This is a genomic window from Domibacillus sp. 8LH, assembly GCF_038806185.1.
In the GTDB taxonomy this organism is placed as follows: domain Bacteria; phylum Bacillota; class Bacilli; order Bacillales; family Domibacillaceae; genus Domibacillus; species Domibacillus indicus_A.
The window spans coordinates 568,750-593,786 of record NZ_JAVJNG010000001.1 but is presented as its reverse complement, the minus strand read 5'-3'; the positions used below and the strand labels follow the sequence as shown (position 1 = coordinate 593,786).

21 protein-coding genes are annotated in these 25,037 nt (G+C 45.0%); 20 read left to right on the top strand and 1 reads right to left on the bottom strand.

Going from position 1 to position 25,037, the window contains the following annotated elements; all coding sequences use genetic code 11:
• Positions 1-59 precede the first annotated feature (59 nt).
• The 7 genes from dnaE to pyk all read left to right on the top strand — a co-directional run bounded on the left by dnaE (position 60) and on the right by pyk (position 9,944).
• Entirely contained in the window at positions 60-3,326 is a 3,267-nt protein-coding gene (dnaE, locus tag RG959_RS03095) for a DNA polymerase III subunit alpha (protein ID WP_342795890.1), read from the top strand.
• An 87-nt stretch (positions 3,327-3,413) separates the two neighbouring features.
• The gene (gene ystJ / locus RG959_RS03090; RefSeq protein WP_342795889.1) at positions 3,414-4,652 is read left to right on the top strand and encodes an NADP-dependent malic enzyme; all 1,239 of its coding nucleotides are present in this window, start codon (positions 3,414-3,416) and stop codon (positions 4,650-4,652) included.
• A complete protein-coding gene (locus tag RG959_RS03085; RefSeq protein WP_342795888.1) occupies positions 4,653-5,186 on the top strand; it encodes a FadR/GntR family transcriptional regulator in 534 nt (177 codons plus the stop codon).
• 12 nt (positions 5,187-5,198) lie between these two features.
• Positions 5,199-6,074 carry an acetyl-CoA carboxylase, carboxyltransferase subunit beta gene (accD, locus tag RG959_RS03080; protein WP_342795887.1) on the top strand — a complete coding sequence of 292 codons (876 nt, stop codon included), beginning with the start codon at positions 5,199-5,201 and terminating at the stop codon, positions 6,072-6,074.
• On the top strand, positions 6,071-7,042 hold the full coding sequence (gene accA, locus RG959_RS03075) for an acetyl-CoA carboxylase carboxyl transferase subunit alpha (RefSeq protein ID WP_342795886.1): 972 nt from the start codon (positions 6,071-6,073) through the stop codon (positions 7,040-7,042). Before accD ends, accA begins: the two co-directional genes overlap by 4 nt.
• A 155-nt stretch (positions 7,043-7,197) precedes the next feature.
• Complete coding sequence (gene pfkA, locus RG959_RS03070; RefSeq protein WP_342795885.1) at positions 7,198-8,157, top strand: 6-phosphofructokinase; 960 nt, start codon at positions 7,198-7,200, stop codon at positions 8,155-8,157.
• 23 nt (positions 8,158-8,180) lie between these two features.
• Positions 8,181-9,944: a pyruvate kinase gene (gene pyk, locus RG959_RS03065; RefSeq protein WP_342795884.1), complete on the top strand. Its 1,764-nt coding sequence runs from the start codon at positions 8,181-8,183 to the stop codon at positions 9,942-9,944.
• On the opposite strand, the gene RG959_RS03060 is transcribed toward pyk, so the two are convergent.
• Positions 9,931-10,950 (bottom strand): AI-2E family transporter, encoded by a 1,020-nt coding sequence (locus RG959_RS03060; protein WP_342795883.1) that lies wholly within the window; start codon positions 10,948-10,950, stop codon positions 9,931-9,933. The genes pyk and RG959_RS03060 overlap by 14 nt on opposite strands.
• A 76-nt stretch (positions 10,951-11,026) precedes the next feature.
• Between RG959_RS03060 and RG959_RS03055 the strand changes: the two genes are divergently transcribed.
• The 13 genes from RG959_RS03055 (at position 11,027) to nrdR (ending at position 24,980) form a co-directional block, all read left to right on the top strand.
• A complete protein-coding gene (locus tag RG959_RS03055) occupies positions 11,027-11,479 on the top strand; it encodes a DUF441 domain-containing protein (RefSeq protein WP_251269646.1) in 453 nt (150 codons plus the stop codon).
• Positions 11,480-11,549: 70 nt separating this feature from the next.
• A complete protein-coding gene (locus RG959_RS03050; RefSeq protein ID WP_242233265.1) occupies positions 11,550-11,783 on the top strand; it encodes a hypothetical protein in 234 nt (77 codons plus the stop codon).
• 295 nt (positions 11,784-12,078) lie between these two features.
• On the top strand, positions 12,079-13,197 hold the full coding sequence (citZ, locus tag RG959_RS03045) for a citrate synthase (protein ID WP_342795882.1): 1,119 nt from the start codon (positions 12,079-12,081) through the stop codon (positions 13,195-13,197).
• Between the two features lie 112 nt (positions 13,198-13,309).
• Positions 13,310-14,578 carry an NADP-dependent isocitrate dehydrogenase gene (gene icd, locus RG959_RS03040; RefSeq protein WP_342795881.1) on the top strand — a complete coding sequence of 423 codons (1,269 nt, stop codon included), beginning with the start codon at positions 13,310-13,312 and terminating at the stop codon, positions 14,576-14,578.
• A gap of 79 nt (positions 14,579-14,657) precedes the next feature.
• Positions 14,658-15,599 (top strand): malate dehydrogenase, encoded by a 942-nt coding sequence (gene mdh, locus RG959_RS03035; protein ID WP_342795880.1) that lies wholly within the window; start codon positions 14,658-14,660, stop codon positions 15,597-15,599.
• 120 nt (positions 15,600-15,719) lie between these two features.
• Complete coding sequence (locus tag RG959_RS03030; protein WP_342795879.1) at positions 15,720-16,436, top strand: response regulator transcription factor; 717 nt, start codon at positions 15,720-15,722, stop codon at positions 16,434-16,436.
• Positions 16,433-18,208 (top strand): two-component system histidine kinase PnpS, encoded by a 1,776-nt coding sequence (pnpS, locus tag RG959_RS03025; RefSeq protein ID WP_342795878.1) that lies wholly within the window; start codon positions 16,433-16,435, stop codon positions 18,206-18,208. The genes RG959_RS03030 and pnpS overlap by 4 nt, the downstream gene beginning before the upstream one ends.
• Positions 18,209-18,564: 356 nt before the next feature.
• Positions 18,565-21,189: a DNA polymerase I gene (polA, locus tag RG959_RS03020; RefSeq protein WP_342795877.1), complete on the top strand. Its 2,625-nt coding sequence runs from the start codon at positions 18,565-18,567 to the stop codon at positions 21,187-21,189.
• Between the two features lie 12 nt (positions 21,190-21,201).
• Positions 21,202-22,038, top strand: a complete 837-nt coding sequence (gene mutM / locus RG959_RS03015; RefSeq protein ID WP_309089566.1) for a DNA-formamidopyrimidine glycosylase — start codon at positions 21,202-21,204, stop codon at positions 22,036-22,038.
• Complete coding sequence (coaE, locus tag RG959_RS03010; protein WP_342795876.1) at positions 22,035-22,631, top strand: dephospho-CoA kinase; 597 nt, start codon at positions 22,035-22,037, stop codon at positions 22,629-22,631. The genes mutM and coaE overlap by 4 nt, the downstream gene beginning before the upstream one ends.
• A 136-nt stretch (positions 22,632-22,767) precedes the next feature.
• Complete coding sequence (locus tag RG959_RS03005) at positions 22,768-23,799, top strand: glyceraldehyde-3-phosphate dehydrogenase (RefSeq protein ID WP_342795875.1); 1,032 nt, start codon at positions 22,768-22,770, stop codon at positions 23,797-23,799.
• 210 nt (positions 23,800-24,009) lie between these two features.
• The gene (gene speD / locus RG959_RS03000) at positions 24,010-24,390 is read left to right on the top strand and encodes an adenosylmethionine decarboxylase (RefSeq protein ID WP_242233275.1); all 381 of its coding nucleotides are present in this window, start codon (positions 24,010-24,012) and stop codon (positions 24,388-24,390) included.
• A gap of 131 nt (positions 24,391-24,521) precedes the next feature.
• Positions 24,522-24,980 carry a transcriptional regulator NrdR gene (nrdR, locus tag RG959_RS02995; RefSeq protein ID WP_242233276.1) on the top strand — a complete coding sequence of 153 codons (459 nt, stop codon included), beginning with the start codon at positions 24,522-24,524 and terminating at the stop codon, positions 24,978-24,980.
• The last annotated feature ends 57 nt before the right edge of the window (positions 24,981-25,037 follow it).

The window sequence follows — 25,037 nt, the reverse complement described above, 5'->3', positions numbered from 1 at the left end:
CCTTTCTTTTTATATTAAAAAGAGAACGTATATTCAGATTGTGAGAGGAGTGAAAAGAAGTGATCCAGCTGGAAACGGAAACGGCATACAGCTTTCGCGGCGCGACGCTCACGCCAGAGCAAATCGCTCAAAAAACGCAGGAAGCGGGCCAAAAGGCAGTCGCGCTGACAGATTGGAACAACCTGCATGCAGCTATTCCTTTTTATCTTGCCTGCCAAAAGCGCGGCATTAAGCCTATTATGGGATTAAAAGCGGAAGTGGAAGCCCAGCAGGAGAGTGATCGGGCATATCCGCTTCTTTTGTACGCGCAAAATGATAATGGTTTTTCAAACTTAATTAAAATTTCCAGTGCTCTGCAGACAAAAGCAGAAGGCGGTCTTCCGCTTCGCTGGCTGAACGGATATGCTAAAGATCTGATTGCCGTTCTGCCAGGCCTAGATGGTGATCCTTCCGGGGAAGCACTGGCTTTTTTTAAAGAGGTTTTTCAGCATTTTTATATCGGGCTTCGTGGAACGCGGGCTGAACGTTTTTTAATAGAAAAAGCAAGGGCTGACGGCATTCCGGTTGTAGCCATTGGCCATGTTCAGTATGCCGATCCAGCAGGCGCTTTTGCTTCAGCATGCCTCCAGGCCATCCGGGACAACCGGCTTATTGAACCGGAAGAAGAATTAACGGAAGCGGCGTATGCTTTTAAGTCCGAGGCTGAATGGAAGGAACTCTATCAAGATATTCCGGAAGCAATGGACAATACAGCGGTTATTGCCAAGCTCTGCGATGTAAACATAAAATTTGGCAGCCGCCTTCTTCCTGCATTTCCTCTGCCGGAGGGAGAAAGTGCCGATGAACGGCTGAAAAATTTATGTATGGAAGGGCTGAGGGACCGAAGTGCTTCAGCTTATATAGAGCGCCTTTCCTACGAGCTATCTGTAATCAGCAGAATGAATTTCAGTGATTACTTTTTAATTGTTCATGATTTTGTACACTTTGCCAAAAAACAAGGAATTCTGACAGGGCCGGGCCGGGGATCCGCTGCCGGATCTCTTGTAGCCTTTGCCCTTGGTATTACCGCAGTAGATCCTATCCGCCATAATCTCTTGTTTGAGCGGTTTTTAAATCCGGAGCGGATTACGATGCCGGATATTGATATTGATTTTCCAGATTATCGTCGTGATGAGGTGATCCGGTACATCGCTCAAAAATATGGTGCTGTTCACGCCGCGCAAATTGTAACGTTCGGTACATTATCAGCTAAAGCGGTGATGAGAGACACAGCCCGGGTCTTCGGTTTTGACAGCGGAGAATTATCACGGCTGTCAAAGCTTATTCCGTCGACACCAGGAACAAAGCTTTCACAGGTTAACTTAGAGGGCTGGCGGGCGGAGTCACCTGTTCATGAACGCATTTATCAAACAGCACTCCGCCTGGAAGGACTGCCGCGCCATACCTCTACACATGCAGCGGGTATCGTGATGACTGAAAAGCCGCTCACTGACCATGTGCCCATCATGAAGGGGCATGACGAGGTGTATTTAACGCAATATCCAATGGAGCCGCTCGAGCAGCTGGGGCTTTTAAAAATAGATTTGCTGGGCTTGCGCAATTTAACAACAATCGAACGAATCATCGCTTCTATTCGAAGAAAAACCGGTCGGAGGATAGACTTATTGTCGCTTTCGCTAGATGATCATGATGTTTTCAAGCTGCTTGGAGAAGGAAAAACAGCCGGTATTTTTCAATTTGAATCTGAAGGAATGAAAAATGTTCTCACGCAGCTGCAGCCAAACCGCTTTGAAGATATGGTAGCCGTTAATGCCTTATACCGCCCTGGCCCGATGGAACAGATTCCTACCTATATTAAACGGCGGCATGGACAGGAATCGCTTCAATATCCACATCCCGTTTTAAAAGAGATACTAGAGCCGACGTATGGCATTATTGTCTATCAGGAGCAGATTATTCAAATCGCTGTGCAGCTAGCCGGCTTCACACCCGGAGAAGCCGATTTGCTGCGCCGTGCTGTAAGCAAAAAGAAAAAAGAGACATTGGAGCAGGAGCGAAAACATTTTGTCAGCGGTGCTGTTCAAAACGGTGTGGATGAAAACATCGCTCTTTTCGTGTACGACTTGATTGTCCGGTTTGCTGACTACGGGTTTAACCGAAGCCATGCGGTTGCCTACAGTATGATCGCATACTGGCTTGCCTGGCTGAAGGTTCATTATCCGGCCCATTTTCTAGCAGCGCTTTTGCAATCTCAAACGGGAAATGAAGAAAAGATGCGGCAATACGCAGCGGAGGCAGCGGAGTATGATCTTTCTTTTCTTGCACCATCTGTTAATATGAGCGGATATTCATTTCAAGCCGAACAAGATGGGATTCGATTTGGTCTTGTGCCGATAAAAGGAGTGGGCCAGACGGTTGCCAAAACGATTATAGAGGAGCGCAAAGAGGGCCGTTTTCAAGATTTGTTTGATTTCTGCCAGCGGGTTCCGGCAAATATTGTGAATCGAAAAGCAATCGAATCACTGATTTATGCAGGAGCGATGGATGAGTTTGGCCAGGATCGTGCGGTGCTGCTGGCCAGTATTGATGCGGCCATAGAACACGCAGCTCTTATTCAGCCGGATGAAGGGAGTTTATTTGAAGGGCTGGGTGTATCGTTCCATCCTAAATATGCGGATGTAACTGGACTTCCCGTAGATATAAAACTGGAAAAAGAACGGGAAATGCTCGGTCTGTATGTTTCGGATCACCCGATAGCGCTTCATCGAAAGGTGCTTGCTCAAGCCGGTGCCGTTCCGGTGATAAAGGTTCAAGCCAGCCGAAAAGTCATCACAGCAGGAATGATCGGAAGCATTCGTGAGATCCGCACGAAAAAAGGCGATAAAATGGCTTTTTCCTCTCTTGCAGATGAAACAGGAGAGCGGGAAATGATCTTATTTCCGGAAGTGTACCGAAAACATGGCCCATTTATTGAAAAAGGGAAAGCTGTACTTGTAAAAGGAGCAGCAGAAGAACGAAACGGTAGTCTCCAGCTTATTGTTCAGTCTCTTGAACCGATTCAAGAAGGAATAAACAAAACGTTGGAGAAAAAACAAGTTCTTTTTATCCAGCTGCCGGAAGGAAAAGGAGAAAGTGAGCTGGCAGGCTGGGTAGTGGAAGAGCTTCAGCGTTATCCGGGCCAAGCCTCGGTGGTGATCCATTATGAACGGACGAAGGAAACAGTAAGGCTCGGGCCGAAGTATAAAGTATCACCGAAAGAAGAATTGATTGAGGGGCTGAAAAAAAGGTGTGGAACACGCAACGTTGTGCTTAAATCCTTTGACTAACCTTTACAATTCGAGATGAATCGTTTAAAGTATTATATTGAATTGTGTGGTCTGACCACTTAAAGGAGAAAAAGAGGAGCTGGCAGAATGTCGAATCGGGAAGAAGCGCTTCAAATGCATAAAGAAAATCACGGTAAATTGTCGACCGGTATTAAAACAGTTGTGAAAAATGCAAAAGACTTAAGTCTTGCTTATTCACCTGGTGTGGCAGAGCCGTGCAAAGAAATTTATGAAAAGCCAGAAACCGTGTATGATTATACAATGAAGGGCAATATGGTAGCGGTTGTCTCAGACGGCACTGCAGTGCTTGGACTGGGCAATATTGGCCCAGAAGCCTCTCTTCCGGTTATGGAAGGAAAAGCTGTGCTGTTTAAGAGCTTTGCAGGAGTAGATGCTTTTCCAGTCTGCTTAAACTCAACGGATCCAGAAAAAATCATTGAAACGGTTAAAATGATGGAGCCGACATTTGGCGGCGTAAACTTAGAAGATATTGCGGCTCCGAACTGCTTTGTGATTGAGGAGCGGCTGAAGAAAGAAACAAATATCCCTGTTTTCCACGATGATCAGCATGGTACTGCTATTGTGACAGTAGCCGGTTTAATTAATGCCCTTAAGCTGACAGGGAAAAAGATGACGGACATTAAAGTAGTGGCAAATGGTGCGGGTGCAGCAGGTATTGCTATTATTAAATTGTTAAAAGGATATGGCGTGCAAAATATCATTATGTGTGACTCGCGCGGATCCATTTACGAAGGGCGCCCAGAGGGCATGAACCCCGTAAAAGACGAAGTAGCGAAGTTTACGAACCGCGAGAAAAAAGCCGGCAGCCTTGCTGATGTTATTGAAGGAGCGGACGTATTTATCGGAGTATCGGTAGCGGGTGCCCTAACGAAAGAAATGATCCAAACGATGAACGAAGAACCTATTATTTTTGCGATGGCAAACCCAACACCGGAAATTATGCCGGAAGAAGCAAAAGCAGCCGGAGCAAAAGTAATCGGAACCGGCCGTTCTGATTTTCCGAACCAGGTAAACAATGTGCTGGCTTTTCCGGGTATTTTCCGCGGGGCATTAGATGTCCGTGCCACACATATAAATGAAAAAATGAAACAAGCTGCTGTAGAAGCGATTGCCAGTCTTGTAGCTGAAGAAGACCTTCATGCCGATTATGTAATTCCAGGTCCTTTTGACCCCCGGGTTGCGCCTGCCGTAGCAGCGGCTGTAGCAAAAGCCGGCATGGAAACAGGCGTGGCGCGCCGGAAAGTAGAACCGGAGGATGTTCGCCAAAAAACTATGCAGCTGTCATTGATTGGCAAAGGTGAATAAATGACTGGTTCTGTGCGCCCGCCATCAAAATTTTTGGCTGCCATTGCACAAATTCAGGAAATGATTAAAAGGGACCGCCTTCGGCCCGGAGATAAAATCCCTTCAGAGCGCGAGCTTTCAGACAAGCTTTCCATCGGGCGTTCATCAGTTCGTGAAGCATTGCGGGCGCTCGAGCTGCTGGGGCTTATTGAAACGCGGCGTGGCGAAGGGACCTTTCTGCGTGACTTCAAAGACCATCAGCTTGTCCCGCTCATCGGTACCTTTCTTTTTGATGGCGACCAAACAAGAGAAGATCTTCACGATGTAAAGGCGATCTTGGAGCTTGGCTGTCTCGCCGTTTTGGCGGGAAAAGCCGATTTAGATTCAATAGAGCTGACAGGTTCTTTTGAGGAGCTGACAGGTAAAACCGGCAATCGGCTCCTGCAAAACATATGGATGATTATTTCAAATTACGCAGGAAGCGATCCGGACCATGAACGGCTCCAAAAGCTGCTGGCATCAGCCAGACAAATTCAGTATTCAAAACGCCAGTAAAGGGGTGGGACAATGGCGATTAAAAATATGTTTACCAAACAAAAACCAAAAAAAATAAAATATGCAACCATTCCTTCGGAGGCAGCCAAGCAGGATGTCCCAGAAGGCATCATGCAAAAGTGTCCGAAGTGCAAAAAGATCATGTATACGAAAGAACTGGAAAAAAATCTTCATGTTTGCATGGGCTGCGGGTATCATTATCCGATGAAGGCCTTTGAACGGATCGAAAGCCTTCTCGATGAAGGATCTTTCCGTGAGCTTGATTCAGAGCTGTCAACAGCTAATCCGCTCGGGTTTCCTGATTATGAAGAAAAAATAGCGGCCGACCGAAAGAAAACCGGGCTGAATGAAGCGATTGTCACAGGCGTTGGAGCCATCGATGGCCATCAGGCCGCTTTTGCGTTCATGGACTCATCTTTCCGGATGGGCAGCATGGGTTCAGTGGTGGGTGAGAAAATTGCCCGTGCCGTTGAAGAAGCGATCCGCCTGCAGATTCCTTTTATTATCTTTACCGCATCCGGCGGAGCACGGATGCAGGAAGGCGTTTTATCACTGATGCAAATGGCGAAAACAGGGGCTGCTTTTAAGCGTCTCAGCGACCGGGGCGGGCTCATTATTTCTGTAATGACGCATCCGACAACTGGCGGTGTATCGGCGAGCTTTGCATCTCTTGGCGACTTTAACTTTGCAGAGCCGGGTGCGCTGATCGGATTTGCCGGGCGGCGGATTATTGAGCAAACCATTCGCGAAAAGCTGCCGGAAGATTTTCAAACAGCTGAATTTTTGCTTCAGTGCGGACAGCTTGATGCCGTTCTGCACAGAAAAGAAATGAAAGAAAAGCTTTCATTTTTACTCGATATCCATCAAACGGGCGGTGTAAAAAAATGACAGGACTTGAGTTTGAAAAGCCGGTCCGTGACCTGCAGGAAAAAATAGCGGAGCTTAAAAATTTCACCTCCAGCTCTGATGTAGACTTGTCAGATGAAATTGAAAAGCTTGAGCTGCGCTTAAAGAAGCTTGAAGATGACATTTACAACAGCATGACACCTTGGGATCGTGTTCAAATGGCACGCCATCCAAATCGTCCAACCACACTGGATTACATTCCTTTCTTGTTTGAAGGATTTTTCGAACTTCATGGAGACCGCGCATACGGCGATGATGCAGCCATCGTAGCGGGGGTGGCAAAGTACCATGGCCAGCCGGTAACGGTGATTGGACACCAGCGGGGACGCGATACAAAAGAGAATATTCAGCGTACGTTTGGCATGCCCCACCCGGAAGGCTACCGGAAAGCACTTCGTTTAATGAAACAGGCAGAAAAGTTTAACCGCCCGATCATTTGCTTAATTGATACAAAAGGTGCGTATCCGGGCAAAGCGGCGGAGGAGCGGGGACAAAGTGAAGCCATTGCCCGTAATATTTTTGAAATGGCCGGCTTAACCGTACCAATTATCTGCATCGTTATTGGTGAAGGAGGAAGTGGAGGAGCCTTAGCACTCGGTGTCGGTGACCGTCTGTTTATGCTTGAAAACTCTACGTACTCGGTTATCTCGCCCGAGGGAGCAGCCGCTTTATTATGGAAAGACGCGAGTCTCGCGAAGCGTGCAGCAGAAACGATGAAAATTACAGCTCGGGATTTGCGCTCACTCGGTATTGTGGATGAAATTATTCCAGAGGTGCGGGGCGGAGCACACCGTGATGCAAAAGAGCAGGCGCAGCTGATTGATCAAGTGTTGTATTCGGCCATGAAAGAGCTGCAGAGCATTGATCATGCAAACCTGGTTGACCAGCGTTATGAAAAATACAAACGAATCGGCGGCTATGCTGAACAAACAACCGGCCTGAATAATTAATATTCAGGACCGGTTTTTTCCATGCATAGACATTTTCTTGGTGGTAACGCTTACTTATTGAGTAAACATTGTGAACGGGAAAACGTTCTGTTATCTTAAAAGAGGGTAGGCATACAAAAGATGCAACTGACAAAAATTTTTAGAGGTGACAAGATATGAAACGAATTGGTGTGTTAACAAGTGGCGGGGATGCACCTGGAATGAATGCAGCCGTGCGTGCTGTTGTCCGGGAAGCGATTTACCACGACATGGAAGTATTCGGTGTTTATCAGGGATATCATGGCTTAATTAATGGGCATATTAAACAATTAGATCGTGGTTCGGTCGGCGATATTATTCACCGAGGCGGAACGATGCTGCGCTCAGCCCGCTGTTTGGAATTTAAAACGCTTGAAGGCCAAAAGCAAGGCATCGAGCAAATGGAGAAGTTTGGGATCGAAGGATTAGTGGTAATCGGTGGAGACGGTTCTTACATGGGTGCGAAAGCATTAACAGAACATGGTTTTCCGTGTGTCGGAGTGCCTGGAACAATCGATAACGACATTCCCGGAACAGAATTTACAATTGGCTTTGATACAGCTTTAAATACAGTCATCGACGCGATCGATAAAATTCGGGATACAGCCAGCTCCCATGAGCGCACATTCATTGTAGAAGTAATGGGCCGTCATGCCGGCGATCTAGCGCTTTGGTCAGGCCTTGCAGGTGGTGCGGAAACAATCCTTATTCCGGAAGCACCTTACGATATGAACAAAATTGCGGCCAAGCTGAAACGCAGCCAGGAGCGCGGTAAAAAACACAGTATTATCGTCGTAGCAGAAGGCGTCATGACAGGCAGCAAGTTTGGTGCTATTATTGAAGAGTTGACAGGATTCGACACGCGTGTTTCCGTTTTGGGCCATATGCAGCGCGGAGGCTCACCAAGCGCAGCAGACCGAGTGCTCGCCAGCCGTCTTGGTGCACATGCAGTGGAATTACTTCTAGAAGGAAAAGGCGGTCGTGCTGTCGGGATCGAACAAAACCAAATTGTTGATTACGACATTATTGAGGCGCTCTCAAAACCGCATAAAGTCGATCAGCGTATGTATGAATTATCGCAAGAACTGTCGATTTAATCACAAAAATGGAGGAACTATCAATGCAAAAAACGAAAATCGTCTGTACAATTGGACCAGCAAGCGAAAGCCTTGAAACGCTTCAATCATTAATGAACGCAGGCATGAATGTTGCACGCTTAAACTTTTCTCACGGAAGCCATGAAGAGCATGGAGCGCGCATTCAAAACATTCGCCAGGCAGCAAAAAACACAGGGAAAACTGTTGCGATTTTGCTCGATACAAAAGGTCCTGAAATTCGTACACATAACATGGAAAACGGAGCTATTGAGCTTGAAAGCGGCAAAGATGCTGTTATTTCCATGACAGAAGTATTGGGGACACCTGAAAAGTTTTCGATTACTTACTCAGGTTTGATTGATGATGTGGAGCCAGGTTCAAGTATTTTGCTTGATGACGGCTTGATTGGTCTTTTAGTTACAGGCATTGATCGTGAAAAAGGCGAAATCGGCGTTCGAATTTTAAACAGCGGTACATTAAAAAATAAAAAAGGTGTAAACGTACCAGGCGTTTCTGTTAAATTGCCAGGTATTACAGAAAAAGATGCGGACGATATCCGTTTTGGTATCGAGCAGGGTGTCGACTTTATCGCTGCTTCTTTTGTACGCCGTACATCTGACGTATTGGATATTCGTGAGCTGCTGGAAAAAAACAATGCTACTTACATTCAAATCATCCCGAAAATTGAAAACCAAGAAGGTGTTGATAACATCGATGACATTCTTGAAGTATCAGACGGGCTGATGGTTGCACGTGGTGATCTTGGTGTGGAAATTCCGGCTGAAGAAGTGCCGATTGTACAAAAGAAACTGATTAAGAAGTGTAATCTGCTTGGCAAACCAGTTATTACGGCTACACAAATGCTTGATTCTATGCAGCGTAATCCGCGTCCAACACGTGCGGAAGCAAGTGACGTAGCAAATGCGATTTTTGATGGAACAGATGCGATTATGCTGTCAGGTGAAACAGCAGCTGGTGCATATCCGCTTGAAGCAGTAAAAACGATGCACAACATCGCAGTCCGCGCAGAAGCAGAGCTGCAAATGAGAGATATTCCGCCTCGCCGCCGCAACAATACAGGCCGTATGACTATGACAGACGCTATTGGCCAGTCTGTAGCTAAAACGGCGGAAGCATTGGAAGTAAAAGCGATTATCGCGCCAACGTCAAGCGGACATACTGCACGGATGATTTCACGTTACCGTTCTAAAGCATCTATCTATGCTGTAACAGACAGCGAACGCGTAATGAGAAGCTTATCACTTGTCTGGGGCGTATTCCCGGTTATGGGGCTTAGTGTGTCTTCAACAGATGATATGCTGGATAACGCGATTGTCCACTGCCTCGATGAAGGGCTGATCAGCCACGGTGAGCTTGTTGTTATTACAGCGGGTGTGCCAGTAGGTGAATCCGGAACAACGAACTTAATGAAAATTCATGTTGTTGGTGACATTCTTGTGAAAGCACAAGGTATTGGCCGTCATTCAGCATATGGAAGAGTTGTTACAGCTAAAACAGCTTCTGAAGCCATTGAAAAAGTAAAGCCGGGCGATATTCTTGTCACATACGGAACAGATCGTGAAATGATGCCTGCCATTGAAAAATGCAGTGCCCTTATTACAGAAGAAGGCGGATTAACAAGCCATGCAGCTGTAGTTGGCATCAATCTTGGCATTCCGGTTATCGTGGATGTTGAGGGAGCTCTTAATACGTTGTCAGATGGTCAGGAAATTACAGTAGATGCGGCACGCGGTATTATTTACAACGGTCACGCTAACGTTTTGTAAAAAACAAACCAGCTTGATGGATAGACAAACCAAGAAGCAAAAATAAGGGTGCTGTGATGAGCCCGAAAACGCCGGTTAAATGGTAGCCTGCAAATGCTGCAAATAAAACGGCCAGGGGATGAAGGCCCGCTGAATCGGAAACAAGCTTCGGTTCAAGCAGCTGGCGTACAAGAACAAGGGTCGTATATAAAACAGCAGTGAAAATGGCTGCGTGGGTTTGTCCAGTAAGAAGGCAGAAGAAAATCCAGGGTACAAACAAAAGGATAGAGCCGACAATGGGAATAAACTCAAGAACGGCCGTTAAAAAAGCCAGCTCCAGTATATGAGGAGTACCCAGCAGAAAAAAGCCTGCGCATGCTGCTGTAAAAGTAACAGTAAACAGCTTTAATTGTGCGTATCCATAGGCGTACAAGGAAAAAGAAAAGGTATTGGCTGCACGGGCTGTTTTGGCACGGATGGATTCGGGCAAAAGAGAGAGGAAAAAAGAGCCGTCTTTTGCCATGAAAAAAGCAGCCAGCAGAGCAATCAGCAATTGGGTGGCTGTACCTGGAAGTGAGAGAAAGTAAAAAGTGCCTGCAAGAAGCCACTTTCCTGCGGATTCCTCAACGGTGTGAGCAGCCGCCGTTTCGACCGTGTGCAGATATTGCAGCAAAAGAGCAAGCTGGTCTTTTGTTAAAAAATTCATCATGCTTTGAAGCAGCTGCTCCAAATGCATAACGGCAATAGGAATATAATGAGGAATCACTGTATGCAGATGGGAAACGGTCCGGGCGCTAATCCAGGCGAACAGCAGGCACCCTGCTGACAGAAGCAGAAGAATCCAGACCGTTGATACACATACAGCCACAGTCCGGGAGGCATTCGTTTTTCTTTGAATAAAGTGGGCTGGTCTATGTAACACAGCGGCAAAAAATGCCCCAGCTAAAAATGGCTTGAAAATTGGCAGGAGCCAGTAAATAAGCAGAAAAATTGCACTGGCAATAAGATATTGAACAATGATCCGCATGGTACATGCCCCCGTTTCTATACTACTCGTATGAGAAAAAGGGCACGGCCATGCGTCTTTTTTTAGGAGTGAAGTTATGCAGGCGTTTTTATTTTTGCTTCTGCTGACAGCAATCAGCATTGTAGCCAAAAACCAATCATTGCTTATTGCTTCGGTATTCTTACTGGCCTTAAAAGCAATAGGCCTTGATCTGAAGTGGTTTGATATGATGCAGAAAAACGGAATAAATTGGGGGGTTACGGTAATCACAATTGCGGTACTCGTCCCCATTGCAACAGGGGCGATTGGCTTTAGGGAATTGGGCGCAGCTCTGAAATCACCGTATGCCTGGATCGCTCTTACAGCCGGCATTTTAGTAGCGCTCATTGCAAAAGGAGGAATCGTGCTTTTAGCCGATGATCCCCATATTACAACAGCGCTGGTGCTTGGCACCGTACTAGCAGTCGCTCTTTTTAACGGAGTTCCAGTCGGGCCGTTAATTGGTGCCGGCATCGCGTATTATGCAATGAAGATGTTTTCTGTACTTTAACAGAAAAAATGAAACTTTTTCAATACTTCTTCGTATGAATACACAATAAGATAAAAAGGAGCTGGATGTGTTGTTAAACAAAAATCCGGGTATTGCTGCTGTCTTAAGTGTATTCTGGACGGGTGTCGGGCAAATTTATAACGGCCAGATTATGAAAGGTTTAATTTTAATTGTTGTGCAGATGATTAATGCAGCCTTGATGTTTGTGTTGATTGGGTTTATCACTTATCCGCTTGTATGGATCTGGGGCATTTATGATGCTTACAAAACAGCGGACAGAATGAACAGACGGTCTGACTTTTAAACTAAAACTTATTATAATACCATAAATTCCGGGTATGTTACGCCCGGAATTTTACTGTTTTCAAAAAAAATTCGAACAATTTGGTACGTTTTGATTCACAAACTTGCTCACATTGTTTATAATAAGCAATGTAAGCGCACACCTTTTTGAACATTTAAGTAATTTTGTTTTAAAAGGAGCACGTAATTTACATATGCTTTTTTATTTATAAAATGGTACTGAGCAGTTGCTCGGCATACATATACAAATAAAAAAGCGGGTAACGGGGAAATAAACAAGCGAAGGAGAGATAATTATGACTACTGCACGCGGACTCGAGGGAGTAGTGGCTACAACATCATCTGTCAGCTCTATCATTGATGACACACTTACATACGCAGGATACAATATTGATGATCTGACAGAGAATGCAAGCTTTGAAGAAGTAATTTATTTACTTTGGCATCGCCGTCTTCCAACACAAGCGCAGCTGAATGAACTGAAAGAGCAGCTTTCGGAAAACTATACCATTCCAAAAGAAATTTTGGATCATTTTAAAATGTATCCAATTGAGAAAGTTCATCCAATGGCGGCGCTTCGTTCATCTGTGTCACTGCTTGGCCTTTACGATGAAGAAGCTGATGTTATGACAGATGAAGCCAACTACCGCAAAGCGATTCGCATCCAGGCGAAGATTCCGGCGCTTGTGACAGCATTCTCACGCATTCGTAAAGGGGAAGAGCCGATTGCACCGAAAAAGGAGTACGGTATTGCCGAAAACTTCTTATATATGCTTTCTGGTAATGAACCAACAGCCGTAGAAGTTGAAGCATTTGATAAAGCCCTTGTTCTTCACGCAGATCATGAGCTTAATGCGTCTACTTTTACAGCCCGTGTATGTGTCGCTACTTTGTCAGATATGTATTCAGGTATAACTGCAGCTCTTGGCGCTTTAAAAGGGCCTCTTCATGGCGGCGCAAACGAGCAGGTTATGAAAATGCTTACAGAAATCGGTTCAGCAGATAACGTAGAACCGTATATTCTTGAGAAGCTCAATAACAAAGAAAAGATCATGGGCTTCGGTCACCGCGTATACCGCCAGGGCGATCCACGGGCTAAACACCTTCGTGAAATGTCTAAGCGTTTAACAGAGCAAAACGGTGAAGCAGAGCTTTATAACATGTCTATCGAAATTGAAAGTCTTGTTACAGGAAGCAAGAACCTGCCGCCAAACGTAGACTTCTATTCGGCATCCGTTTATCACAGCCTTGGTATTGAGCATGATTTGTTCACGCCTATCTTTGCTGTAAGCCGTGCATCAGGCTGGATTGCACATATTCTTGAACAGTATGCCAACAACAGACTGATCCGTCCGAGAGCTGAATATACAGGTCCGGATATGCAAAAATACGTACCTATTAGTGAACGCGTATAATTAAGAAAGCATTTGCAAAAAAATAAATAACTAGTGTAATATAAAAGATGGTAAACACGGGTTAGAGAAATTTTCTCTAACCTTTGAACATGGAATTGGAGGGAAAGGCAAGATGACTCAAGGCGAAAAAATTTCAATGCAAGATGGCGTACTAAATGTACCAAACAATCCAATCGTTCCTTTTATTGAAGGCGATGGAATTGGTCCTGATATTTGGGCAGCTGCTTCACGCGTTTTAGATGCAGCGGTTGAAAAAGCGTACAATGGCGAAAAGAAAATCGTTTGGAAAGAAGTTCTTGCGGGTGAAAAAGCCTTTAACCAAACAGGCGAATGGCTTCCAAAAGAAACGCTTGAGCAAATTGACGAGTATTTGATCGCAATTAAAGGTCCACTTACAACGCCAGTTGGCGGCGGAATCCGTTCATTGAACGTAGCACTTCGCCAGGAATTGGATCTTTTCACATGCCTTCGTCCTGTTCGTTATTTCGATGGCGTACCTTCACCAGTAAAACGTCCTGAAGATACTGATATGGTCATCTTCCGTGAAAACACAGAAGATATTTACGCAGGTATTGAGTATGCTGAAGGCTCAGATGAAGTGAAAAAAGTAATCGAGTTCTTGAAAAACGAAATGGGTGTTAACAAAATCCGTTTCCCTGAAACATCTGGTATCGGTATTAAGCCTGTATCAAAAGAAGGAACACAGCGTCTGGTACGTGCGGCGATCAACTACGCAATCAAAGAAGGCCGCAAATCTTTAACGCTTGTTCACAAAGGCAACATCATGAAATTCACAGAAGGTGCATTTAAAAACTGGGGCTATGAGCTTGCTGAAAAAGAATTTGGCGATAAAGTGTTCACTTGGGCACAATACGACAAAATCAAAGAAGCTGAAGGCACAGAAGCCGCAAACAAAGCACAATCTGAAGCGGAAGCTGCAGGCAAAATTATCGTAAAAGATTCCATTGCCGATATCTTCTTACAACAAATTTTAACCCGTCCGAAAGAGTTTGATGTCGTAGCGACAATGAACTTGAACGGAGACTATATTTCTGATGCGCTTGCAGCTCAAGTAGGCGGAATTGGAATCGCACCAGGTGCCAATATCAACTATGAAACTGGCCATGCGATTTTCGAAGCAACACACGGTACTGCGCCGAAATATGCAGGTCTTGATAAAGTAAATCCATCATCTGTTTTGTTGTCAGGCGTTTTGCTTCTTGAGCACCTTGGCTGGAATGAAGCAGCAACTTCGATTACAAAATCAGTTGAAAAAACAATTTCTTCGAAAGTTGTTACATATGACTTTGCCCGCTTAATGGACGGGGCAACAGAAGTTAAATGTTCTGAGTTCGCAGACGAATTGATTAAAAACCTGTAATGTTGTTTGATGCTCTCCCCAAAAGGAGAGCATCTTGCATAATATTTGGTTCCACCATAAATAAAGGAGGAGTTTTATTATGACAGCATATAACCGTAAAAAGGTTTCTGTAATCGGCGGCGGCTTTACTGGTGCTACAACGGCATTTCTTCTGGCGCAAAAAGAGCTGGCAGACGTTGTTCTTGTCGATATCCCGCAGGCAGAAGGCCCAACAAAAGGCAAAGCACTTGATATGCTTGAAGCAAGCCCTGTCCAAGGATTTGATGCAAATATTACCGGCACGTCTGATTATGCTGAAACAGCAGATTCAGATATCGTCATTATTACAGCAGGTATTGCACGCAAACCAGGCATGAGCCGTGACGATCTTGTTCAAACAAACCAAAAGGTTATGAAATCTGTTACGTCTGAAATTGTAAAATATTCTCCAAACTGTACAATTATTGTTTTAACAAACCCGGTTGATGCGATGACATACACCGTTTTAAAAGAATCGGGCTTCCCGAAAAGCCGTGTAATCGGTCAATCAGGTGTCCTGGATACAGCTCGTTTCCGCACATTCGTTGCACAAGAGCTTAAGATTTCTGTAAAAGACATTACAGGATTCGTTCTTGGCGGGCACGGAGACGACATGGTTCCGCTCGTACGCTATTCTTACGCAGGCGGGATTCCGCTTGAAACGCTTATTCCAAAGGACCGCTTAGATGCCATTGTTGAGCGTACGCGTAAAGGCGGCGGTGAAATTGTCCAGCTTTTAGGCAACGGTTCAGCGTATTACGCACCGGCTGCGTCACTTGTTGAAATGACTGAAGCGATTTTAAAAGATCAGCGCCGCATTTTGCCGGCAATTGCGTATCTTGAAGGTGAATATGGCTACAATGATTTATATTTAGGCGTTCCGACCATTCTAGGCGGCAACGGCATTGAGAAAATCATTGAGCTTGAATTAACTGCAGAAGAGCAAGAAGGTCTTGACAGATCTGCTGAAGCTGTACGCAACGTGATGTCTGTTCTTTCTTAAATCAAGTATAAAAAAGAACCTGCCGTATTACGGCAGGTTCTTTTTTATGTAGAACAGCACTTTATCGGGTAGGATTTCTTCGCTATAATGAAAGATAGACATTTGAATCAGGAGGGTCATATGAAGAAAATTTTGGTTGTAGATGATGAACCATCTATTGTCACGTTAATTAAATATAATCTGGAGCAGGCAGGTTTTGAAGTGGACACCGCTTGTGATGGAGAGGAAGCTCTTCAAAAAGCGGAGTCTGTGTCTGCAGATTTAATTATTTTAGATTGGATGCTGCCAAAGTTCGATGGCATGGAAGTGTGCAAGGACTTGCGGCAAAGACGGGTTGCTACGCCTATTTTAATGCTGACAGCAAAAGACGAAGAATTTGATAAGGTGCTTGGTCTTGAACTTGGGGCAGATGACTATATGACAAAACCGTTCAGTCCAAGAGAACTGATTGCACGCGTAAAAGCGATTTTGCGCCGCGTACAGCTGCCGCCGGCAGAACCAGTTGTTGAGGAAGAAGAGGACAGCGCCTTAATTAAAGTGGCGGACTTAAAGCTTTATCCTGAAAAATATGAAGCGTATTACAAGGAAAATCTGCTGGATTTAACGCCAAAGGAATTTGAACTGCTGCTGTTTTTAGCAGAAAACAAAACGAGAGTGCTGACACGCGACCAGCTTCTTGCGGCAGTCTGGAAATATGACTTTGTCGGGGATACCCGTATTGTAGACGTCCACATCAGCCATTTAAGAGACAAGATGGAAGAAAACACGAAAAAACCGCAGTATATTAAAACAATCCGCGGACTTGGATATAAACTGGAAGAGCCGAAAGAAGCGTGATCAATTTCCGGGCAAAACTCATTCTGTCGCTTTTTATTTTGATTGCGGCTGTTTTGGCCGCTTTGGGAATCTGGCTTGGTCAAATGTTTAAATCTTATTATCTCGCTACCATTAATGACCGGCTTGAGCGGGAAACCTCCCTGCTTGCCAGTGCAGTGGAAGATTGGGGAGGAACAGAAGCAATTAATCCGGTGGTGCTTGACGAATGGAGCGAGCAGATGGATACGCGTTTGAGTGTGGCGGATAACAATGGAGATCTTCTTTATGACAGCGGCGGGACAGATGAAGAAGAAAACGCCGTGCACCGAGATATCGCCCACCGTATCTCAGAAACCTTAAATGAAAAAAACTACCAAACCTCCTTAATGCGTAAAATGGATGTTCAATACCACTGGACACCCATTTTAACAAAAACGGGTGAGCAGGAAGGCTACGTCATTGTGAGTATGCGGGTCGATGCGCTCGATGAAATATACGGCCAAATTTGGGCCATTTTGCTGACTTCGCTTGGACTGTCCCTGCTCTTGATTATTTTAATTGGGACCAAAATTACTACCCGGTATGTAAAGCCAATTGAATCGGCAGCTATGGTGGCCATTGAGCTGGCAAAGGGTAACTATAGGGCGAGAACATATGAAACGCCTCCTGATGAGATGGGAATGCTCAGTACGTCGATTAACATATTAGCAAGAAATCTTCAAGAAATGATGCAGGCGCAGGAAGTTCATCAAAATCGCCTGACAACCCTAATTGAAAACATTGAAAGCGGGCTTTTGCTTATTGATGACCGCGGCTATATTGTGATGGCGAACCGGTCTTTTAAAAAAATGTACAGCACCGGCCGCATCATTAAAAAACGGTATTATGAAGTCATTACCCAAGAAGACGTGATTAAAATTGTCGAGGACGTTTTTATGACAGAGAAAAATGTCCGCCGGCAAATTAAAATGACGTTTGATCTTGAAGAGAAGGACATTGAAGTATCAGGTGCCCCGATTATCGGCACAAACGACGAATGGAAAGGGATTCTCGTCGTGTATCACGACATTACGGAAATTAAGCATTTGGAGCAAATGCGTAAGGATTTTGTTGCCAATGTGTCCCATGAATTAAAAACACCGATCACCTCAATCAAAGGCTTTTCAGAAACACTGCTGGACGGTGCGCTGAATGACCCGGATGCCGCAAAGATGTTTCTGGAGATTATCTGGAAAGAAAGCGGCCGCATGGAAAGGCTTGTGGCTGATTTACTCGACCTTTCCAAAATTGAGCAGAAAGGACTTACGCTTAATTTAACAGCAGTGCCGTTGAAAAAACTGTTGAGTGAAGTGATTGTCACGCTTGAAAGCCGTCTGGAAGCAAAAGATATTGCTCTTCAAATGAACGTGTCTGATCATCTGGTTATTCAAGGAGATGAATACCGGCTCAAGCAGGTGTTTGTTAACCTCATTACAAATGCCATTTTATACACACCAAAAGGCGGGCAGATTTTCGTGGATGCAAGCGAGTCGGACCAGATGGTGAATGTAAAAGTTTCTGATACCGGTATTGGAATTGAAAAAGCGGAGCTGCCGCGTATTTTTGAACGGTTTTACCGTGTGGATAAAGCGCGGAGCCGGGATTCAGGCGGAACAGGGCTTGGCCTTGCCATTGTTAAACATATTATGGAAGCCCATCACGGGAAAATTAATGTGGAAAGCAAGCTGAACGAAGGAACGACATTTACTGTTTCGTTCATCAAGAATTTGCGGAATGATTTTACAAAAGATTAACGAACCGTTTACATTTATTTTATATTGAACTGGTATAGTATGAATATCAACCCCTTTATCCAGCTTTTGTTTGGCGGAGGCGCTTAGTTGATGGCTCTCCGCCGCTTTTTTTTCCGAAAAACAAACAAGCCGTTGTTTTCTTTTTTTCTGCCGTGCATGGTAGAATAAAAAAGAAAAACAACGGCTTTTTTACTGACAAATGTGTAGCGCCGGGTGCCTGAGGGCTTACAGAAGAAGGGGTCACAAGGTACTGCAGCCGGATGCTGTCAACTTCTGCTCCATTCTTACGCCTGCTGCTGATAAGGGGCGCCTGGCGCTTTTTGAGGTGCATGTACTATGAATGCCAAGGAGGATGTATGGAAAAAAAATTAGTGCTTATTGACGGAAACAGCATTGCGTATCGGGCTTTTTTTGCATTGCCGCTTTTAAGTAATTCAAAAGGTGTGCATACAAATGCCGTATATGGCTTTGCGATGATGCTTAATAAAATGGTGAAAGACGAACAGCCGACTCATATACTGGTTGCCTTCGATGCGGGTAAAACGACTTTTCGCCACAAAACATTTACAGAATATAAAGGGACGCGCCAAAAAACGCCGCCCGAGCTGTCTGAACAATTTTCTTATGTGCGCGAACTGCTGAAAGCGTACAGTATTCCTTACTTTGAATTGGAAAACTATGAAGCCGATGACATTATCGGGACATTGTCTCTTCAAGCAGAAAAAGAAGGATATACGGTTAAAGTATATTCGGGCGACAAAGATTTAACACAGCTCGCTACAGACAAAACGACTGTATGCATTACACGCAAAGGCATAACAGATATTGAAGAATATACACCTGAACATATTGAAGAAAAATATGGCCTGGCACCGATGCAGATTATAGACATGAAGGGGCTGATGGGAGATGCTTCCGACAATATCCCTGGGGTGCCGGGTATCGGTGAAAAAACAGCGATTAAACTGTTAAAGCAGTTTCACTCTGTTGAAGAATTGATCCAGTCTATTGATGAAGTTAGCGGTGCAAAGCTGAAGGAAAAGCTTGTTGAACATAAAGATAAAGCAGTCATGAGCAAGCAGCTTGCAACGATCTTACGGACGGTGCCTATGGAGCTCGGAGTCGAACGACTTGCTTATCAGGGGGCAGATCAGGATAAATTGTATGATTTATACCGGGATCTCGAATTTAAGTCATTGCTTGACGGTATTCAGCGTACGGAGAAAGCCGAACCAGCAGCAGACGTGGATTTTACCATTGTAAGGGAGCCGCAGGCGTCTCATTTTGAACAAGCGGACGCTGTATATGTAGAAATGCTCGATGTAAACTACCACCGGGCGCCAATTGCCGGTATTGCTGTGTCGGGAAGTGGGAAAACCATTTTTCTGCCTGGCGAAATGGCTGTGTCTTCTCCGGCATTTAAGCAGTGGGCGGAAAACCCGTCTGCCCGGAAAACCGTTTATGATGCAAAAAGAACGGTCATTGCGCTGCGGCGTTCGGGGATCGAGTTAGCCGGTATTGATTTTGATGTGTTTTTGGCGTCTTATTTAATTAACCCATCTGAATCACCGGAAGATTTCGCTGCTGTAGCGAAGCTGCATGGGGAAACAGGCATCGCATCGGACGAAACCGTTTATGGAAAAGGGGCAAAACTAGCTCTTCCGGACGAAGCTGTTTATGCGAAGCATATTAGTGCAAAAGCAGAAGCGTTAAGCCGGCTTGATGACACATGCCGGCAGGAGCTGACTGAAAACGACCAAAATGAATTGTTTGATGAATTGGAGCTTCCGCTTGCCCTCATTTTAGCCGACATGGAATCGGAAGGCGTGCGGGTTGATATGGACCGGTTAAATGAAATGGGAACCGAGCTGAAAAAACGGCTTGCACAAATGGAACAAACGATTCACCAGCTGGCTGGAACGGACTTTAATATAAATTCACCGAAGCAGCTTGGCGTTATTTTGTTTGAAAAGCTCGGTCTTCCGCCGGTTAAAAAAACAAAAACCGGGTACTCGACTTCGGCGGACGTTCTTGAAAAATTGGCGCCGTCACATGAAATTGTGCAGCATATTTTAGATTACCGACAAATCGGCAAATTGCAGTCTACGTATATTGAAGGACTGCTGAAAGTAGCGGACCCGGATACACATAAAATTCATACCCGCTTTAATCAGGCTTTGACCCAGACGGGACGGTTAAGCTCTACTGATCCTAACCTGCAAAACATTCCGATCCGGCTTGAAGAAGGACGGAAAATCCGACAGGCATTCGTGCCGGAAAAAAAGGATTCTGTTATGTTTGCTGCCGACTACTCTCAAATTGAGCTGCGGGTGCTGGCACATATAAGCGGCGATGAAAAACTGATTGAAGCTTTTCAGCAGGGACTTGATATTCATACGGCCACGGCTATGGAAGTTTTTCATGTAGATGAAGACGGAGTAACATCGAACATGCGGCGCCAGGCAAAGGCCGTTAACTTCGGCATTGTTTACGGCATAAGCGATTACGGCTTGTCTCAAAGTCTTGGCATTACACGAAAGGATGCAGCCGCTTTTATCGAACGGTATTTAAACACCTATCCAGGTGTAAAAGAATATATGGATACGGCCATTCGCCAGGCCAAAGAAAAAGGCTATGTGACGACATTGTTAAACCGCCGGCGTTACATTCCGGAAGTCACAAGCCGAAACTTTAACCTGCGTTCATTTGGGGAACGTACAGCGATGAACACACCGATTCAAGGAAGCGCAGCAGATATTATTAAAAAAGCGATGATTGACGTTGCTGAACGTCTTGAGAGAGAAGGCTTAACATCCAAGCTGCTGCTGCAGGTGCATGATGAATTGATTTTTGATGTGCCAAAGGAAGAAATCAAACAAATGGAACAAATTGTGCCGGATGTCATGGAGCATGCTTTTGAGCTCGATGTCCCGCTGAAGGTAGATTATTCATTTGGGCCAACATGGTATGATGCGAAGTAAGGAGAGAGAAACATGCCGGAATTACCAGAAGTAGAAACGGTCCGCCGTACGCTGAGCGAGCTGGCGGCGGGCAAAACAATTGCCGGCGTTGATGTGCGCTGGCCGAAAATGATCAAACAGCCCGAGGCAGACGCTTTTCGCGACGCATTGATTGGTGAAACCATTCAGTCAATCGATCGGAGGGGGAAATTTTTAATTTTTCAGCTCGATCATTATGCGCTTATTTCCCATTTGCGTATGGAAGGCAAGTTTAGTGTAAATGAAGCTGCGGAGCCTGAAGCCCCTCATACTCATGTTGTTTTTTCATTCACGGATGGTACGGAGCTTCGGTATCGGGACGTTCGTAAATTCGGTACGATGCATTTAACGGCGAAAGGTGCCGAACACGAGCTGGCTTCGCTGAAAGGGCTCGGTCCTGAGCCGTTTGATGAACACTTTACAGCCGATCATTTATATGAAAAGCTGCAAAAAACATCACGCCAGGTAAAAACAGCTCTTTTAGATCAAGTGATTGTAACAGGGCTTGGCAACATTTATGTGGACGAAGTGCTGTTTCGTTCCCGCGTGCATCCGCATCGGCTCGGCCAGACGATTACAAAGGAAGAAGCGGCAGAGATTCACCAGCATACGGTCGCCGTACTGGCAGAAGCGGTAGAGCGGGGCGGAAGTACGATTCGCACATATGTAAACAGCCAGGGACAAAAAGGGACCTTCCAGGAAGTATTAAATGTATATGGACGTGCCGGGGAAGCATGTGTGGAGTGCGGAGCGGAAATTGTAAAAACGAAAACAGGCGGGCGCGGCACGCATATATGCCTGAACTGCCAGCCGCTGGAGCGTCCGCTATGATTATTGGATTAACAGGCGGCATTGCGACTGGAAAAAGTACGGTCAGCAATATGTTAAAAGAAAAAGGCTTCCCTGTTATAGATGCTGATATTGCCGCCCGTGCCGTTGTAGAGCCGGGACAGCCAGCTTTGCAGGAAATTGTCGACACATTTGGCAGTGATGTGTTAAGCGCGGACGGATCATTAAACCGGCAAAAGCTCGGCTCGATTATTTTTCATGATGAAGCAAAGCGAAAGCAGCTGAATGAAATTGTACATCCTGCCGTGCGGGCCTGGATGATGGCTGAGAAGGATAAAGCTGTCCAGAAGGGGTACAAAACCATTGTGTTTGATATCCCGCTTCTTTTTGAAAGCAAGCTTACCTGGATGGCAGACCGCACGCTGCTTGTTTACACTGATCCTGCTGTTCAATTGCAGAGGCTGATGAACCGAAACGGGTACACGGAAGAAGAAGCATCTGCCCGCATTCAATCTCAAATGCCAATTAAAGAAAAAAAAGAGCTGGCTGATGATATCATTAATAACAGTGGTACAAAAGAAGAAACCGCAAAGCAGCTTGAGCAGTGGCTGACCCGACTAGGACTCGATTCTTAATCGGGTCTTTTTTTGTCCCTTAATAAATTTTTTAAAATTAGTGGGACATTTTGTGTTCCATTTTCCGTTTAATATGTTATACTAAATTCAGTTAATCAATATAAAGTATAACCTTATTAGCGGGAGGGCCTTATTTATGACAAAAGCAAAAGTAGCCATTAATGGATTTGGACGTATTGGCCGTATGGTATTTCGTAAAGCTATTTTAGAAGACAACCTTGATATTATTGCGGTAAACGCCAGCTATCCGGCGGAAACCCTTGCACATTTGCTTAAATACGACACGAATCACGGAAAGTTCGAAGGGGATATCGAAGTTGAAGAAAAAGCGCTTATTGTAAATGGAAAGCGCGTGCAGCTTCTGTCCAGCCGTGACCCGCTTGAGCTTCCATGGGACAAACTTGGAGTGGAAATTGTAATTGAAGCAACAGGTAAATTTAATGCCCGTGATAAAGCGGCCCTTCACCTGCAGGCAGGTGCAAAAAAAGTCATTTTAACGGCACCGGGCAAAGAAGAAGACGTCACTATTGTAATGGGGGTTAATGAAGAAGTACTTGATATTGAAAATCACCATATTATTTCCAATGCATCCTGCACAACAAATTGCCTTGCGCCGGTCGCAAAAGTATTGGATGATCAATTCGGTATTGAAAATGGATTGATGACAACCGTTCATGCGTACACAAATGATCAAAAAAATATTGATAACCCGCATAAAGATCTTCGCCGCGCCCGTGCCTGCGCTCAGTCTATTATTCCGACTTCAACAGGAGCAGCAAAAGCACTTTCTCTTGTGCTGCCGCAGTTAAAAGGAAAAGTGCATGGAATGGCCCTGCGTGTGCCAACATCTAATGTTTCACTGGTAGACTTGGTAGTCGATGTGAAAAAGCCAGTAACGGCAGAAGAAGTAAACGAAGCCTTTCAAAAAGCAGCGGCAGGTCCATTAAATGGTATTCTTGGCTTTACAGAAGAGCCGCTTGTATCGGTTGATTTTAATACAAACCCTCATTCTTCTACGATCGATGGCCTGACTACAATGGTCATGGGCGAAACAAAAGTAAAAGTGCTTGCCTGGTACGATAATGAATGGGGCTACTCATGCCGCGTTGTCGATCTTGTTCAGTTTGTGGCAGAACAAATGAAGAAAAAAGTTTATATTTCAGCTTAATTGTCTCATACATAAGCCCCGGTACCCGCCGAGGCTTTTTTCTATGAAAAAAATAAAGAAACTTGTTGCAAAATGTTTTGACAGGTCGTATACTCAACTTTGTGAAATAAATGCTTAAAGGGTTAGGACCTCTTCGGACTAACTTTCCCCCGTGGCAGTGATCACTTTTACAATTGATTCAAAAACTACTTTGTAAAAGGGGGAACGATCATGGAAACAATGGGTCGTCACGTCATTTCAGAATTATGGGGCTGCAATTTTGACAAATTAAACGATATGGAAGTCATCGAGAGAACATTTGTCGACGCCGCTCTTAAATCAGGTGCGGAAATTCGCGAAGTCGCGTTCCACAAGTTTGCTCCTCAAGGAGTAAGTGGAGTCGTCATTATCTCCGAGTCTCATTTAACGATTCACAGCTTCCCGGAACATGGATATGCAAGTATTGATGTTTATACATGTGGGGATCTTGATCCGAACATTGCTGCAAACTATATTGCAGATGCACTTGAAGCTGAAACACGCGAAACAATTGAGATGCCGCGTGGTATGGGTCCGGTACGCACGCAACTTAAAGAAACTGCAAATGTGTAAGCAAAACGAGGTGTATGAACTTTCATACGCCTCTTTTTTATTTTCATAAGGTCTCTTTTTTAGTATGATAATGAGTAAGAACGAAATCAGCACATTGCAGGATATAAATAAAATCGGAGTTGATTAAAGCCATGATTTGCCCTGACTGCCGTTTTAACGGGACGAAAGTTGTCGATTCGCGCCCGGCAGATGACGGGCATTCCATCCGCCGGCGCCGTGAATGTGAAAAATGCGGCTACCGGTTTACGACTTTTGAACGCGTAGAGCACATGCCGCTCATCGTTGTAAAAAAAGAAGGAATGCGCGAAGAATTTAACCGCGAGAAAATGCTTCGCGGATTGATAAAAGCATGCGAGAAGCGCCCGGTGCCGCTTGGGACGCTTGAAAAAATGACCGCTGATATCGAACAGGAACTGCGCTCAAAAGGTGTATCGGAAGTGCAGTCAGATGCAATCGGTGAAATGGTCATGGACCGCCTTGCAGAAATTGATGAAGTAGCGTATGTCCGTTTTGCGTCCGTGTACCGGCAATTCAAAGATATTAACGTATTTTTGGATGAATTAAAAGAAATTATTAACAAAGAAAAATAAACTCCCGGGAGAGATAGAGCTCCGGGCTTTTTTCTTCTTATTTAAGAAACTTTGAGG